The 15701-nt window shown below is 49.0% G+C and carries 12 protein-coding genes; 6 read left to right on the top strand and 6 right to left on the bottom strand.

Features of this window, described 5'->3' with window-relative positions; all coding sequences use genetic code 11:
* Position 1 precedes the first annotated feature (1 nt).
* The gene (locus tag Q0991_RS14045) at positions 2-616 is read right to left on the bottom strand and encodes a sigma-70 family RNA polymerase sigma factor (RefSeq protein WP_299489376.1); all 615 of its coding nucleotides are present in this window, start codon (positions 614-616) and stop codon (positions 2-4) included.
* 174 nt (positions 617-790) lie between these two features.
* On the opposite strand from Q0991_RS14045, the gene Q0991_RS14040 reads away from it, so the two are divergent.
* From Q0991_RS14040 to Q0991_RS14030, 3 genes are all read left to right on the top strand, one after another.
* Positions 791-1339, top strand: coding sequence for a DUF2808 domain-containing protein (locus Q0991_RS14040; RefSeq protein WP_299489374.1), 549 nt, complete (start codon positions 791-793; stop codon positions 1337-1339).
* Positions 1340-1354: 15 nt separating this feature from the next.
* Positions 1355-2620: an NAD(P)/FAD-dependent oxidoreductase gene (locus Q0991_RS14035; RefSeq protein ID WP_299489372.1), complete on the top strand. Its 1266-nt coding sequence runs from the start codon at positions 1355-1357 to the stop codon at positions 2618-2620.
* Positions 2621-2769: 149 nt separating this feature from the next.
* Entirely contained in the window at positions 2770-3177 is a 408-nt protein-coding gene (locus Q0991_RS14030; RefSeq protein WP_299489370.1) for a DoxX family protein, read from the top strand.
* A 60-nt stretch (positions 3178-3237) separates the two neighbouring features.
* On the opposite strand, the gene Q0991_RS14025 is transcribed toward Q0991_RS14030, so the two are convergent.
* Together Q0991_RS14025 and Q0991_RS14020 are read right to left on the bottom strand one after the other, a co-directional pair.
* Positions 3238-3891 (bottom strand): HAD hydrolase-like protein, encoded by a 654-nt coding sequence (locus tag Q0991_RS14025; protein ID WP_299489369.1) that lies wholly within the window; start codon positions 3889-3891, stop codon positions 3238-3240.
* Positions 3892-4010: 119 nt separating this feature from the next.
* A complete protein-coding gene (locus Q0991_RS14020; RefSeq protein ID WP_299489368.1) occupies positions 4011-5531 on the bottom strand; it encodes a GAF domain-containing protein in 1521 nt (506 codons plus the stop codon).
* Between the two features lie 474 nt (positions 5532-6005).
* Between Q0991_RS14020 and Q0991_RS14015 the strand changes: the two genes are divergently transcribed.
* The 3 genes from Q0991_RS14015 to Q0991_RS14005 all read left to right on the top strand — a co-directional run bounded on the left by Q0991_RS14015 (position 6006) and on the right by Q0991_RS14005 (position 10631).
* Complete coding sequence (locus Q0991_RS14015) at positions 6006-8141, top strand: ATP-binding protein (protein WP_299489366.1); 2136 nt, start codon at positions 6006-6008, stop codon at positions 8139-8141.
* A gap of 36 nt (positions 8142-8177) precedes the next feature.
* On the top strand, positions 8178-9725 hold the full coding sequence (locus Q0991_RS14010) for an FAD-binding oxidoreductase (RefSeq protein ID WP_299489365.1): 1548 nt from the start codon (positions 8178-8180) through the stop codon (positions 9723-9725).
* Between the two features lie 105 nt (positions 9726-9830).
* A complete protein-coding gene (locus tag Q0991_RS14005; protein WP_299489364.1) occupies positions 9831-10631 on the top strand; it encodes an HAD hydrolase-like protein in 801 nt (266 codons plus the stop codon).
* On the opposite strand, the gene Q0991_RS14000 is transcribed toward Q0991_RS14005, so the two are convergent.
* The 3 genes from Q0991_RS14000 to Q0991_RS13990 all read right to left on the bottom strand — a co-directional run bounded on the left by Q0991_RS14000 (position 10628) and on the right by Q0991_RS13990 (position 15424).
* Positions 10628-11554, bottom strand: a complete 927-nt coding sequence (locus tag Q0991_RS14000) for a ribonucleotide reductase (RefSeq protein WP_299489362.1) — start codon at positions 11552-11554, stop codon at positions 10628-10630. The two genes, Q0991_RS14005 and Q0991_RS14000, sit on opposite strands and share 4 nt — an antisense overlap.
* Positions 11538-14600 (bottom strand): LAGLIDADG family homing endonuclease, encoded by a 3063-nt coding sequence (locus Q0991_RS13995; protein WP_299489360.1) that lies wholly within the window; start codon positions 14598-14600, stop codon positions 11538-11540. The genes Q0991_RS14000 and Q0991_RS13995 overlap by 17 nt, the downstream gene beginning before the upstream one ends.
* 251 nt (positions 14601-14851) lie before the next feature.
* Positions 14852-15424, bottom strand: a complete 573-nt coding sequence (locus tag Q0991_RS13990; protein WP_299489359.1) for a hypothetical protein — start codon at positions 15422-15424, stop codon at positions 14852-14854.
* Between the last annotated feature and the right edge of the window lie 277 nt (positions 15425-15701).

The following is a 15701-nucleotide window of genomic DNA, read 5'->3' as shown; positions in this document are numbered from 1 at the left end:
ATTAAAGCTCCATTTGCGCTTGTAGGGACTGGCGAAGTTGAATCAATCCCTTCCTTGACCAGGTTTTGACTGTGCCTAAGGGCTTGCCCAACTGCTCGGCAATTTGAGACTGACTCAATCCCTCGAAATAACTGAGTTCTAGAATCTGTCGATACTCCTCTGGCAGCTCCGTTAAAGCCTGCTGGAGAGCCTGGCGTTTTTCGGACTGACTAGCATGGTCCAAGGGGGTCGGGGAAGGGTTAGGGGACAGACTTTGCTGCCATTGGGATAAAATGCGGCGACGATTGCCCTTCATGCGCAGCCGATCGATGGCTCGCGATCGCGTGACGGTAGCCAAAAAGCTGGATAAGCTGCCCCGACTGGGATTGTATGTGCAGCGTTCCCACAGGCCCAGAAAGATCTCTTGCATTAAGTCTTCTGCTTCTGGAGAATTGCCCAAAATTTTGTAGGCCAGGGTATAGACCAAACTGGAATAGTGATCGAACAGATACTCTAGGGCGTCTAACTCTTGCTGCTGAATCGCAGCAACTAGTTCAGCGGCATCTGCATAGGGGGAAGAAGGAACGGGGTGGTTCTCTTCGGGGGATGGATGGGGTTGGGGAACGTTCAAACGCATTGGCCCATGGTTGCACTCATTCTATATACGAGTTGGGCGTGTGATCGGATGTTCTGATCGCTCATTATTTTTTGACCACATCCAATTTGCCAACTGACGCGTACTGAAATTAAGCACAAAAAAAGGGGCAAAAATGCCCCCAAACATCACTTTATTTCTAGGAACCAGATTATCATGGCAACTTATGTGAAGCTATCCAGATGTCAACAGGCCATAACTAGGATTGGCTTGCTGGTTTCAGCGTTGGGCACCGTAACTGCTGTAGCGCAAAGCAGGGCGATCGCTCAGCCCACGTTGGGTGATCCTGCTCAAGGGTTAAAGAGTCGTTCTAGTTTTGCGACGCGCAATACGCCTACGCAGTACTATTTCACTGTGCATATTCCTGAAACGGCTCAGCCGCTGAAAACGATCAAAATCCAGCAAATTCTCGGTGTGGATACAATTACGTTCCAACAGGATGAGTCTAAGGCCTTTTTGGGGCGGTCCAATCAAGGCACCCCACTTTCCTTGGATGCGGTGGGTGGTGCGGGGGAGGAAGATACTTTGACCGTTGCCTTTGCCCAGCCGATTCAACCGGGTAGTAATGTCACGATAACCGCTCGTCCCCGCTTGAATCCTGACACCGATGGCGTTTATCTGTTTCGCCTCAAGGGATTTACGGCGGATGCATCGGATCCCGGACAAAGTTTGGGGATGGGCCGGATCCATGTCAATAGTGATTAAGTCTCAGGTGGGCTGATGGTCTCTTCTGTTTTCCCCCATATTGTGATTATTGGTGCTGGATTTGGCGGCCTGCAAACAGCGGTTTCCTTGGGGGGAGCGGCAGCTCGGGTGACCTTGATCGACCGTCATAATTACCACACCTTTGTGCCCCTGCTCTATCAAGTGGCAACGGCCACCTTGGAACCGGAGTGGATTGCTTTGCCGATCCACAAACTGCTGCGTCGGTTTAAAAATATTCAGTTTGTTCAGGGCAATGTTGAATCTGTGGATTTAACCGCTCGGCGCGTGCAAACGGCACAAATGACAGTTCAGTACGACTATCTGGTGCTGGCTACGGGCAGTCAAACCCATTTTCAGGGGGTGCCAGGCGCGAACAACTATGCGTTTCCATTGCGAACGCTGGCGGATGCGATCGCCCTCAAGTATCACCTCTTGCAGTGCATTGAACAAGCTGCCCAAACCTCAGATCCAGAGGAACGTCGACAGCTCTTAACGATCGCAGTTGTTGGAGGTGGGGCCACAGGTGTGGAAATAGCGGGAGCCTTAGTGGAACTTTGCCATCAGTCTTGGCCCAAGGATTATTCCTGGCTCCATAATGATCCAGTGCAATTGATTTTGGTGCAGTCAGGGCCAGAGCTGCTCCCTGAGTTTCCGCATCCCTTGCGAACTTACACCTATAAAAAGCTGGTGAATTTAGGTGTAAACATTCAGGTGGAGGCTAAGGTTGCCTCCGTTCATGCGACCCATTTAGAACTGGATAGCGGTACCCTGATTCCCTGCACAACTACTATTTGGACCGCAGGAGTTAAAGCGGCTCTCCCTACCACAGAGACATCCTTGCCTCAAGGGACTCGGGATAAACTCTCTGTTCTGCCCAGCCTACAACTGCAGCAATATCCAGACGTTTATGCCTTGGGTGATACCGCCCAAGTTCCTGGCCAAACACTGGCAGGGGTTGCCCCCGAAGCCTTACAGCAAGGGGTTTGTACGGCTCGAAATCTTCGCCGTCAGCTCAAAGGCCTGACACCTCAGCCTTTTCGATATTTCAATAAAGGTCGGTTGGCAATTATTGGCTGTTTTGCGGGAGTGGGCAAAATTGGCCCACTCCCGATTCGAGGTTTCCTGGGCTGGTTTCTCTGGTTAGCGGTTCATTGGGTTTATTCTCCAGGCTATCGCAATCGTCTAATGATTTTAATGACCTGGCTGCAATCCTTTATTACCCGAGATAAACTAGCGCGGCAATTGTTGATGCTGCCTTCACACTCCCCCGTCAAATTTTGAGGTGTAGTGGCTTTCTCTAAACCCTTATACTCTTTGGACAATCTCAACCGATCCTTCTGGAGTAAAGGTATGTTGATCGCTCTGACCCCAACTCGTTCATTTAATCGAATCTATATTTTTTGTTTTTCATCGTCTTTTGGAGGATAACTATGACCCCGACTTCTACGAATACCAATCTCTCTCTGCAAGAATTTTCCTTATTGCTATTACGCCTAGTGGTGGTGGCCATTTTTCTCTACCACGGCTTTCCTAAAGCGATTTACTGGGGGATGGCCAGCGAGAAATTTATCGGCTTTGGCTTACCGGGATTTTTAGGTCCAATTACGGGCATTGTTGAAGTGATTGCCAGCGTGCTGATTCTGGTTGGCATTCAGAACTTCTGGGCCAATTGGGTGTTGGTGGCCATTATGGCGGGTGCGATCGCAACCGTTCAATTCCCCAAAGCCATTAGCGAAGGTGCTTTTATCGCAGGTTTAGAACGAGACTTGATGATCTTAGCTGCCTGTGCAGTCTCCGCCGCCTTTGGCCCTGGTGCCTTTGCCCTAAAAAAACGCTAAGGTCTAGGTTATGACAATGACGGACATTGGAACCCAGATCAAGTCTCTACACTGCATTACTCAATGTTCAATCGCCTGGTCAACGATCAATATCTTCTGAAAATAGTCCAACAGCTCCTTGGGGCGATGCATTAAGACCTCCGCACCCGCTTGTTCTAACTCCTCTGCACTACCGTAACCCCATAAAACACCCACACATCTGGATAGCCCTCGCCCTGCTGCCATATCACTAGCGCGATCGCCAATCATCCATAGAGCAGTATTTTCCTGCGCTTGAATATCATGCAAAAGTTTAGCTTTAGAGCGATCTAATCCGCAGCCCAAAACATCAATAAAATAGGGGCGCAATCCAAAATAATCAATGACCGCTTGAGCGATGTCCGTCCGTTTGGCCGTGACCACATACAGCCGATGTTGTTGATTGATCAGCTCTTTTAGAAGTTCTAGAATTCCGGGATAAAGCGTATTCTCGGCATAACCATTGGCCAGATATCGTTCTCGATACAGATCAATGGCTTGATGGATCACCGCATCATCTTTTGTGCACAGCAATTCAGAGAATGTCTCTACGAGGGGTGGGCCAATATACTGCGTTAAGTGATGGGGCTCTAGGCTGGAAGCGCCGAGATTCTCTAGAGCGTAGTTGATGGAAGCTGTAATGCCTTGGGCTGGGTCACTCAAGGTGCCATCTAAGTCAAATACAATAATAGCCATTGATTAAGATAGATGCTTCAAATCGTACTGATGGTCAACCTGTCGATCCATGCTCCTCTTTCTGGCGGAATCTTTTCCGTGAGCTGTTAGACTGCACGTTAACTTCGATGGCTCAAGTTTTATGATTCTTCATCCCAATCGCTGATCTGGTAGACCGTATCGTCATTCCGTTCAAGTTTGTCACCCTGCAGAACAATGTCCATATTGGGGTCACTAGTATCGGCATTGCTGATATTGTCTAGAGCAAACCCTACCTGAGTCGCAATTTGGGTAAAGCCTTGAACTTCAAAATCTTGCCAGGTCCGGGGACTATAGCATTGGTGACCAATCAGCAGTCCCACCAGTTCTCCTTGGGTGATCACGGGAGCGACCACAAGGGCCCTGACCTTCAAAATTTCTAGTTGCTCAATATAGCAGGGGGAAAGTCCCGCTTCATAGATATTATCAATAGCCTTAATTCGTCCCCCCTTATACTTTTCAATATATTTGGCCTGAAAGCAGGGGTCATGGATTTTCATACTCATCGCTGCAGGCCAACCTAGACCGATGGATTCAGCAATCACCACCTCTCGTGAGTGCTCGTCTAGACCATAGACAATGACGCGATCAATATTCAAAAACTGACGGACGTTTTGGACGGCAACCTTATAGATCCCGGCAGTATCAGTTTCAGCTCTCAGCGCCTGGACTGTTTTGGTAAAAAACTGCATCCACTTCACTTGAATCATGGATTGCTGTTGCAAATGACTGTGTTCTTCTTGCAGCTGCGCCTTACCAAAGGCAAAGCCGACTTGAGTGGCAATTTGCTTAAACCAATGAATCTCGAAGGGCTGCCACGGACGGGGGGCAGAACAATGGTGAGCAATTAACAGTCCGATCAGCTGGTTTCCAGTAGCAATTGGAGCCACGAGCAAAGCCTTGACCTTGAGGCTCTCGAGCTGCTCAATATAGCAGGGAGACAGATTTGCCTCATTAATATTCTCAATCGCTTTGATGCGACCGTTTCGATATTTCTCGATATACCTAGCCTTAAAGCAGGGGTCGGGAATAAATGCTCCCAGCGATTGAGGCCAGATGGGGCTTACTGATTCGGCAATCACGATTTCTTGAGCCTCATCATTTAAGCCATAGATAATGACGCGATCAACTTTCAAAACCTTACGAATATCAGTCACCGTAGTGGCAAAAATATCATTGCGATCAAGCGTTTCATTAATCGTTTGAAACGCGTTGGTCAGGGACTGAATTTGCGCTGTCATCGCAGTCTGTGTTTCGTGCTCGATGGTGGGCGCGGCTGCCTTCATTACGGAATACAAGGAGCGATAAGCCAAATAAGCCACAATTGTTCCAGTGCCAATAGCCAATCCCCCTGTCCCGAGTAACAGTGCTGTCAACAATTGGTTTTTTTGTTGTTCGGTGGCTCTAATTTCAGGCAAGGACTGCTTGCCCATCTGTTGTGATTGGAGAGCGTTACGGGTGATAGCTTGAGACCCAAAGTAATAGATGCCTGTGCCGATCACAACAATAGGTAACATACTTGCAATGGCTAACCCTATCACTTTGGCCCATAATCCTGCTTTGAAGGATGGAGGGGAGTCCAAGGGCAGGATCACAGGCTGAGCAGTCGGAGGGGTAGGCATTAGAGGGGACGCTGGTTCTGGCAGCTTAGGGTTTTCATCGGGGTTAGGGTTAGCCGATGAAGGGACTATAGGATTAGCACTCCTTGACATGGGATTGCACTGAATGATCACTCAACCTTTAAAGCAAAGCATATTTTTCAGTTTCTAGAGTGAAAAGCTTTTTTGCTATCGCCCAGAAACGGGCCGAACAAGCCCTTAGACCCAATCCATCGCATCACCACCCGTCCAGACTGGTGTTTTTTCGTCTCAGAGAGCACGGCTTTGGGTTAGAGTCGAGATATCGTTCTGAAAAACGCTGTACGCTTGCGCAGAAAAAGCAAAAAGGCGAATAATAGCAAAATGACTAAAACATCCTTTCAAAGTGAAATTTTTACCCTCATGACACAATAGTGAGTAGGTGTAATTCAGACAGCATATAGAGGCATACTACTCTCAAACGAAACGTTCACCCCATCGCGACTGATATTCCACATCGTGAGTAATCTTGAGCAGGATCAAAGACAGCGCTTCAGACATCTATTCATCATTGATGATGCTGAAGGTCGTCGAACCATTTCCTTAGAAGCTGCTACCTATTCCATTGGCCGAGACGTCACCAATTCAATTGTGTTGCATTCTAAAATGGTGTCTCGTCAACATGCGATTTTATTGCGCGTCACTGCACCCGAAACGTCTAATTTTCTGTTCCGGATTATTGATGGTGACTTGCAGGGTAAACGTAGTACGAATGGTTTGATTGTCAACGGTCGTCGCCTCTTCTCCCATGACCTCAAACATGGTGATGTGGTCATTTTTGGGGGCGATGTCAAAACCAAATATTTTGTGGTCTCCAACTTATCTGATGCCGATTTTGATAAGTTCTGCAAGGCCACAGATCTATCCATGATTCTGTCTCAGGCTGCGAACCCTTTTCAAACCTTAGTCCCGGATGACGCTGACTTACAGAATATGAGTGAGGCGTCTTTGGTCCGGATGGCGTCTTTCCCGGAATTGACCCCGAGTCCCATTCTGGAAATGGATTTGCAAGGAACGGTCACTTATCTGAACCCCGCTGCGGTGATGCAGTTTCCTGATATTTCTAAAGAAGGGGATACTCACCCGATGTTGCAGGGACTGCTGAAGATGGTGCAGACAGAGCATTCTTCGAAGAGCAACTTCTTTGTCCGGGAAGTGGAAATTGCTGAAAAGATCTACGAGCAATCTATCCACTACATTGTCGAAAGCGATCTCGTGCGGAGCTATGTCACTGATATTACGGAGCGGAAGCAAGCAGAGGAGAAACTTCGCCACACTGCTCAGCGAGAATCGATCATCAATCGCATTGTTCAGGCGATGCGAGGGACGATGGTCACCGCTGAGGTCCTGCAAATTACGGTGGGGCTTTTAACGGAGGCACTGGGTGCCAGCCACTGCCTGATTGTGCAAATGAATGCCGATGGCGAACTGGCAGATCATTATGTGAGTGATACTGCAATTGGTCGGCAAGACTTAATTCAAGCGAATGAGCGGTTTCTGCGACATTCCCAAGAGACACTAGCCCAGGGGCAACAAGTTATTGTCTCGGATACCAATGATTTAGATTTGGAATTGGTCTCGATTTGCGATCAGTGCCAAATCCAAACCTTGCTGATTTCGCCGCTGCTGTATTTGCAAAATTATTTGGGAAGTATCAGCCTCTTTTTCTGCCACGAACAGTCTGAGAATAGCCCCCCAGCCAAAACTCGCACCTGGAATGCGGATGAGCGCGGCTTGGTGAAAACGATTGCGGATCAATGTGCGATCGCAATTCATCAAGCCCAGCTGCACCAACATGTCCAAGACTTGAATACTAACCTAGCTCATCAGGTGGAAGAACGCACCGCCCAACTCCAGCAGAAAATGCGAGAGTTAGAGCGCCTCAATAGTCTCAAGGATGATTTTCTGAGCACCGTCTCCCATGAATTGCGGACCCCCATGTCCAATATCAAAATGGCGATTCATATGCTCAGCCAATTCCCTCTGGAGCCCCGACAGCGCCGCTATATCAAAATTCTAGATGCCGAATGTAGTCGGGAAACAGAGCTGATTAATGATTTGCTGGATCTACAGCGACTGGAAGCTGGCGGCAATCAAATTAAGTCAGAACCGATCAAAATCCCAGTGTGGCTCCCTCGTGCCTTGGAACCGTTTCAATCACGAATTAAAGATCGGGAACTGAACCTGCGCGTTAATTGCGATCAAAGTATCCCCACCTTCCACTCTGATCGGGTGAGTTTAGATCGGATTTTGGCAGAGTTGCTCAATAATGCCTGTAAATACACACCTCAAAGTGGCGAAGTGTCCCTGACCCTTCAGTACCTGGAATTCCCCAAACCCATGCTGCGTTTGCAGGTCACCAATGAAGCTGAAATTCCAGAGCAGGAACTGCCCCGGATCTTCGATAAATTTTATCGGGTCCCCAATGCCGACCCTTGGAAACAGGGCGGGACAGGCTTAGGGTTAGCCTTAGTGCAAAAGCTGATCGAGCAGCTCGAAGGCGAAATCTCTGTGTCCAGTCGTGAAGGAACGACCACATTTATCGTCAAATTGCCCTACAAATCGTCCTTCACCCCCGCTGCCGACGTCAATTAGGTATCTTCAAAATAGATGTCTCTTGGTGTCTTCTGAATGCCCTCGACTGCCGATTTACTCGCCACCCTCCCTGCCCCCTTTCTCACTAATTTGCAACAGGCCGATCGCCGCTGGAGCCAACTGCGCCAAGGACCGCCTGCCCAGATTCCCACCGTCGTCCAAGAAAGTACCGAGCAACTAGGAACCATTGATTGGGATGCGGTGATTTGTGGCGGCACCCTCGGCGTGATGATTGGCACCACTCTGGCTTTGCGGGGCTGGCGGGTCTTAATTTTAGAGCGGGGTATTCTCAAGGGGCGTGAGCAGGAATGGAATATCTCTAGAGCTGAACTGTCGGTATTGGTTGAGCTAGAGTTACTGACGGACGCCCAGCTCGAAACAGCCATTGCTAGCGAGTTTAATCCGAATCGCATTCAATTTATGGGCGGACCTGCCGTTTGGGTCAAAGATGTCCTCAATGTTGGGGTTGACCCCGTTTATTTATTGGATGCGCTTAAAGCTCGGTTTTTAGAGGCGGGCGGCCACCTACAAGAACAGACAGCCTTCTCTAATGTGGTGGTTCATCCCGATGGTGTTGCGATTCAAACCGACACCACCCTGACTGCTCGACTGATGTTGGATGTGATGGGACATTTTTCGCCCGTGGCGGCCCAGGCCCGGCAGGGACAGACGCCTGCTGGTATTTGCCTAGTGGTGGGCACCTGTGCAGAAGGATTACCAGAACGGGACACCGGGGATTTATTGGTTTCTTTTACACCCATCGAAGATCGATGCCAGTATTTTTGGGAAGCGTTTCCGGCTCGGGATGGTCGAACGACCTATATGTTCACCTATGCCGATCTGCATCCCCAGCGCCCTAGTTTGGAGCAGGTGTTTAATTATTACCTGGAACGGCTCCCTGAGTATCAAGATACGGATTTAGCCCATGTCAAGATTCTGCGGGCTTTATTTGGCATGTTCCCCAGCTATGAACAAAGCCCACTTCAGTACCCTTGGGACCGGATGATGCCATTGGGCGATAGCAGCGGTAGCCAATCGCCCCTGAGCTTTGGTGGATTTGGGGCTATGATTCGTCATCTGCGCCGCTTAGATGCAGGGATTCATGAGGCTCTGAGTGCAGATGCTTTAGAAGCGAATGATCTCAACCTATTGCAGCCCTACCAGCCGAATCTATCTGTCACCTGGCTGTTTCAGCAATCCATGCGGGCTCCTGCCGATCGCGATCTGCATCCCCAACAAATTAATCAGCTGCTCAAAATCGTTTTCCAGGAAATGGAGAAACTCGGCGATCCTGTGCTGAAGCCTTTTCTCCAAGATATTGTCCAGTTTCCGGCGCTCTCTCAAACCCTATTACAGATCTCTCTGCGCCATCCCCAACTGACTCCCAAGATTTTGGGACATGTGGGGATAGGGGCATTGTTAAAGTGGATGCCTCATTACCTGAGCTTGGGCCTCTACAATGAGCTGCACCGCTTGATTCCCGCCCTCCAGAGATGGAGGCAAACCCTGAGTCCGAAACAACAATACTATTGGCAACGTCGGTTTGATGAATGGACCTATGGGACTGGGCATGATTATGAGTAAGTTTGCCTTTTTGTCAAGGCATCAATCAACTCTTTTTCACTGAATCCATAAAAAAGTGTTAAATTTAGGTAAAGATATATTACTGACTCCTAGTCAGTCTTGCTCATGATGGGTGTGCCAACCTTAACCTTTTCGGGATTGAATGCTAACAGTGCTCAACCAGCAGTTGGAGAGCACTGGCCTAAATCTCAAGGAACGTCTCAACTCACGATCTTTTGTGATTTAGATGGCCCTCTGATTGATGTTTCTCAACGGTATTACAAGACCTACCAGCTTGCTCTCGCGGAAACTCAAGCTTATATTTCGGCTCAAGAGGAAACAGTCTCCCTCATACCCCTGAGCCTTGATCAGTTTTGGACCATGAAGCAATCAAAGCGGCCTGATGTTGAGATTGCCCACTTGTCTGGGCTCTCTGGTCACTGGATCGATTTCTTTATGCAGCAGGTTCAAGCGATTGTGAACCAACCTCTGTTGCTCCAAGAAGACCGTCTCCAACCTGGTGTTCATCAAGCCCTAGAACACCTACTCAATCAAGGGGCACAACTAGTGGTTGTTACCCTCCGCTGCCAAGATCAAGTTGAACATGTTTTATATCAGCACCAGCTAGCCCGCTACTTCCGCCTGGTTCGAGGAACGGATGATACTCAAGCCGCCTACAAAAACTATGCTGCCTGCAAACAAGCCCTGATCCAGGACGCCATCAATGCCATGGGACTGACTCATTATGAGCAAATCTGGATGATTGGCGATACTGAGGCGGATGTCTTGGCTGCCCAAGCCATGAAGATTAAGACGATTGCTTTAACCTGTGGTATGCGCAATTATGCCTTTCTAGAGAGTCTGAGACCGACCAGAATTCAAAGTAATTTACCCACAGCGGTGCGCGAGCTAACCGTAGCGCCTTAGCTACAGCTACTATATCCACACACCACACAAGCCCCCCCAGAACAGCCGTTGACCTGATGGAGTTCTGCTCCACACTCTGGGCAAATAGAGGCAGCATGGTCATGGTCTGCAATCGTCGTCCATACTTCTGCTGGCATTAGCGCCGTTTGGCTGCCATTGCCGTTATGACCATTGCCATTCCCGTTGTGGCCATGCTTTGGAGGGGCGGCCTGTTCTTGGCTAGGCTGGGTTGGTGTCAAGGTGGTCGGGGCTTCCTGCAAGACCTTACCGATTAAATCGGCTAACCCTAAGAAACGGTTGGGACCTAATCCCTCCGAATCAGCCCCTCGAATCCCCCGGATTTGACGAGCGATGTCAGGGATAGGAATTTGGTTCGTGAGTGATAGGTTGATCAGGCGTGCGATCGCTTCACACAGCGACTGAACTTCAGTTCCCGATTTACCAACCGTAGCCCAAACAGATTGCAATCCACTCTCTCCGTAAGTCAGGTGGACCTCAATCTGTCCCCAGGTAAACGTAGAGATCGTTCGGGTAAGGGCATGGGAGTAAGCCCCTGGCTGAGCGATAGGTAGAGGATTAGAGGCAGTTTTAGGTTCAACGGTAGGAGATGCCGCCTCTTCAGCCTCACTGGTTGCCAGGGATGAGTCTTCATCAGTGGGGTCAGAGGGGCTCTCCTCTCCCGCCACAGTAGCTGGATCCATAAAAGCACTGGGAAATTCGGCGATCAGCTGTTGTAACTGAGAATCAAGTGCCGGGTCGATATGGGGCGTTGGTGCCGTGTTGCTAGCCTCTCCCTCAGTAGCCGATACCTGTTGAAAGGCTTCGGGGAAGCTATCCATTAAACCTAATAAGTCATCCGTTTGAGCCATGCCAGTTCCTTCTACTGCATCGTGCTGAGCTATTAGACTAGGAGTCCTTTTCACTATTGCCCACCTTGATAGGTTCAGAATCCAAGGTGCCAGACCGATAGATGGTGACGCCCTTTAATCCTGCTTTTTCGGCCAATCGATAAATCTGCTTAATTTCTTCCACCGTGGCATGGGCCGGGAGATTGATCGTTTTAGAAATCGAAGAATCGATCCAGCTCTGCCATTTGGACTGCACTAAGATGTGCCAGCCGGGTGGAATCTCTCGGGCAATCTTAAAGCTGCGGGCGATATCTGGATGCTGTTTGCCATAGTCGGTATCCGCAAGGGAACCCGTTTGTTTGACAATTTCAGCATCTGCTTCCGGTAGATTCAACTCATCTAAGTAAGGGTTGAGGATTTGCACCCAATTTTGCTGGCTGCGAGAGGCATCCACAAACACTTGCTTCCATAGGGTTAAGCCAAAGTCAGGTTCAAAGGCCCAGGAACAGGCTGCCAACTGCGCGATACTGCCTGTCGGTGCAATGGAGAGAACCGTAGAATTGCGGCGAGGGACTTGGGTCAAATCCTGGCGGTCACTATTTTGGGCTTCGATGCCGTTATAGTTATTCCCTTCACTATCGACCCAGCGCTCAAACGGATTGCCGGTTCGAATCTCTTTAATCTGCTCCCAAACGCCACAAGCTCCTTTCTCATCGGCAATAGCTTCTGAAGCCCGATAGGCATGATCCGCAATCCAGCCGCCCCAACGATCAATATCTTCTAAGTGCTGGGCGGAATCATAGGGAATTCGTGCCAATTTCAGGTAATCGGCCCACCCCATAATGCCTAAGCCCAACTGGCGGAAGACATGGCGAACATTATGCTTTTGATCGGGGGTGGCGAATTCTGATACATCCAGAACGTTATCAAGGAAGCGAATGGCAATTTTAACCGTTTCGGCTAAATCCTCCCAATCAATCTCCACCTTGCCTTCTGGATTGCGACTCACAAACTTGGTAAGGACCAGAGATCCAAGATTACAAGCCGAGTTAGGGGGCAAGAAAATTTCTCCACAGTTATGGGCCACTAAACCATTGGCATCAAAACAAGCCGGGCCAGGAACCGTACAGTCATAGACGATCTCAGTACCGTCGTTTTCGATAGAGGCGACGGCCACTGCAAAGCGTTCTCGGTTGGGTGTCCGCACATAATTGTCTAGGGCAGCGCCTAATTTTTCGGCTTTCTCTGGATCTTGAAACCCAATTGCTCTAGCAAAGTGATGAATATTGTCCCCGGCGATCACCAATTCATACTGGGCTTTACAGAAGTAAGGGGCAACGCCTCCCTTTCCGTCGGGCAATAAGTCCTCTTCTGCGGGTCGGCGGGTATAAACCGTGGAGGCAATCCCCATACGGAGCAACATTCGCTGCACAGCTTCTAGCAAGGGTAAATCACTCTGGGCCAAGCGCAGGCTCACCCCTTTCGATTGGCTGCCTTGTACACTGCCATCTGCATCAAAGAGGCCCTGCAAAAAGCCTTGGTAAAAGGCATAGCTGGCCTGTTCAATGGCGGGGGTCACGGTTTTATGTCCCGATTCAATGCCAAAGGTCTGAGCTAACCGAGCCAGACGAACCGTTGAAACGACTCCTTTGTGGGCGGTACAAGTTCCCCCGACCTTATAGGAGCGTCCGACAGCACTGGTGCAGTCTATTTGATTCAGCAATTCAACCGCATGGTTCAACATGGAGCGGTGATGTTCACCCCAGAAGGCCAAAATACCTTGCATCGCTCCTGATGCATTCAGGGCAAAGGTACCATCTCCGACTAAGCTCCCTAACAGCCAGCCTTCTTCTGTGCTACCCGCCCCTGCCCATGGAGATAACTCTCGGTGATTATGGAGGAGAATCTGGTCGCCCGGTTGTAAAGATGCCGCTGGCACCCACTCCGTATATTGATGCCGCCGTGTCTGAGCAGACACTTTGAGGACTTGGTGATTTCCCGTTAAACGGAGGTGATACCCTTCTTGAGTCTGTAAGCGGACAACATCCTTGTTACCGGTGACCCAAAAGCCATCACGGGTAGTGCTAAAGAGTTCGCCGTTGACGTAGGTACTATGTTGGACACCGATTAAATCTTTAACCTGCCGAGGACCTTCCCCTGTATGCACCCAAGTTTCTGCGGTTACACAGGGATTCGTGCAGGTGACAAAATCGCGAATCGGGCTGCGACGCTTGGCATTGTCGATCAGAAGTAAGCCAGGGTCTGCGGTGGCATGGGCATTCTCGGCCATGGTCTGCCAGAGTTTGTTGGCTTCCTCATCCCCTTGATCAAGCTTGGCAAAGAACTCATCGTCGAGCTGCACAGAAATGTTGGCATTATGCCATCTGCGATCGCGTTTGCCTTCCGGGTTCAAATGAGTTTCCACCCAAGCCGTACCGACCTCAGTATGCAAGGCTTTGAGCTTCTCCTGCTTGTCCTGAGAGAGGGCATCACTTTGAGCAATTTGGGCCAACTGCTCGATCATCGACTTAGCAAAATTGGCATCAATCGTGGACTGAGTTTTAGCCTGAATAAACTCCCAGATATCCGGGTGCTTCCAGTTCATCGAAAAGAGGAATGCTCCTCGACGGGCCTTGTTGCCAGTGGTAATTTTTTTAGAGTTCTCAGACACCATATCCAAAACAGCGCAGGGACCCAGCGCTTTTCCATCTTGAAACGGTGCGCCTTTGGGGCGAATATATCCTTTAGTGCCTTCAGCGCCAATATTAATGCCCACCCCACCTCTGAACTTAGTGGTGAGCACCGAATCAGACACTAACTTAGTGATGTCGTGGATATGATCTTCAGCGGAGAGGACAAAACAATTGAGCAATCCTAGGGTGCCATGATTACAGTTGGCCAAGATAGACCCACCGGGCACAAACTTCATGGGCTGCAAAATGGAGAAAAACTTGTCTTGCCAATACTGCTGTTGCTCTGGGGTCGCTTCAGCACTGGCAACATATGCTGCTACTCGGCGAACTACGTCTTCCCAAGAGGCTTCACCCTCGATCAGGTATTTTTGCAAAACCGCTTTCTGCGATTCGCTGAGTTCAGTGGTTCGAGATTGAGTGGCAACCATAGTAGTTGACGTTTAATCCATACAAAATTGTCTAGGGACACTATATATAGTGTTCCTGTGCTTGACAAGGACTATATGTGACTATTTGTGAATTAAGATTCTGGAATTAGGAAACCTTTACTTCCAGCTAAATGGGGCTATAACGCTTTCCTAAACCGATTTATGGTGGGCCTACCCTCAACATGGCCCATTCTCAAACCTCAATTTTTTCTTAAGCCTTTCTTCCATAAGGGATGAACCTCAGGCTTCGGCTAATTGAGCCAGTGGATAGTATTCGTGGAGGGAGGGACAGCATCCTCTCCATCATTGCCAGCTCTAGAGAGAGGTTGAGCTTGCTGGTCGTCATTATCAAACACAATGAAAGGTTCGTTGTGGGTGAAGTTAACATTATCCGGATCAACCACCATATAAGGGGATTCTCCAATATGGTCTGGGAAAAACTGCTCAATAAAAAAATTTAGCGTCGCCTGCTGAATATAGCCATTCAGAATAGCAATCGCTCCAAACCTTAGCCCTGTTTTCTTTTGAGATAGTAAGATCGTCTCAATCTGATTCCGATCGATTAAGCCCGCTCGATGTAAGTAACCGCCAATCAGCATGCTCTCTGCTTGTTCAGCAATACTGGGCCATTGATCACCAAAAAAATCTGCTGTTTGCTGGCAGACCCAGCCATGCAAAACCATGATTTCGCCTAAGCGCATCATTTCATACAATTCTTGCTCATATAGTGCCGTTTGCAGTTGATGCATGGAGATGAGGTCAGAGGCACAAAGTCGTTCGCCAATTCTGAGGGAATTTTGGATCAGAGTGGGACTAATCGTCATCGCTCAGCCTACAGAAAACTTCCCTCTAAACTAGCAAAATTTCATTCTGCGAGCAGGATATTAAGAAATGAGTTGTTCATGTGAAGTTCCCAGTGTGATTCACAGATAATCCAAGAGACGCTACAGTATGCTGACAGGACCATTCGTTCCCTCACTTTCCATATGCTAGATGGGTAACCTAGTCCATAGATCTGTAAATAGTTCATCAGTTATCCGTATGGAGTGAATCCCTTAAATTGCCACTGGAAAGGTTTGGCCATTGTGTGATTGCAATATT

Origin of the sequence: Acaryochloris sp. IP29b_bin.137, from assembly GCF_028285745.1 — a bacterium.
Taxonomy (GTDB): Bacteria; Cyanobacteriota; Cyanobacteriia; order Thermosynechococcales; family Thermosynechococcaceae; genus Acaryochloris.
The sequence above is the reverse complement of the archived record's forward strand: the minus strand, read 5'-3'. Positions and strand labels throughout refer to the sequence as shown.

Excerpts from the sequence above, each read along its gene's own strand:
- Q0991_RS14045 (WP_299489376.1), bottom strand. The coding sequence starts at position 616 with ATGCGTTTGAACGTTCCCCAACCCCATCCATCCCCCGAAGAGAACCAC.
- Q0991_RS13995 (WP_299489360.1), bottom strand. The coding sequence starts at position 14,600 with ATGGTTGCCACTCAATCTCGAACCACTGAACTCAGCGAATCGCAGAAA.
- Q0991_RS14025 (WP_299489369.1), bottom strand. The coding sequence starts at position 3,891 with ATGGCTATTATTGTATTTGACTTAGATGGCACCTTGAGTGACCCAGCC.
- Q0991_RS13990 (WP_299489359.1), bottom strand. The coding sequence starts at position 15,424 with ATGACGATTAGTCCCACTCTGATCCAAAATTCCCTCAGAATTGGCGAA.
- Q0991_RS14020 (WP_299489368.1), bottom strand. The coding sequence starts at position 5,531 with ATGCCTACCCCTCCGACTGCTCAGCCTGTGATCCTGCCCTTGGACTCC.
- Q0991_RS14030 (WP_299489370.1), top strand. The coding sequence starts at position 2,770 with ATGACCCCGACTTCTACGAATACCAATCTCTCTCTGCAAGAATTTTCC.
- Q0991_RS14040 (WP_299489374.1), top strand. The coding sequence starts at position 791 with ATGGCAACTTATGTGAAGCTATCCAGATGTCAACAGGCCATAACTAGG.
- Q0991_RS14010 (WP_299489365.1), top strand. The coding sequence starts at position 8,178 with ATGCCCTCGACTGCCGATTTACTCGCCACCCTCCCTGCCCCCTTTCTC.
- Q0991_RS14035 (WP_299489372.1), top strand. The coding sequence starts at position 1,355 with ATGGTCTCTTCTGTTTTCCCCCATATTGTGATTATTGGTGCTGGATTT.
- Q0991_RS14005 (WP_299489364.1), top strand. The coding sequence starts at position 9,831 with ATGATGGGTGTGCCAACCTTAACCTTTTCGGGATTGAATGCTAACAGT.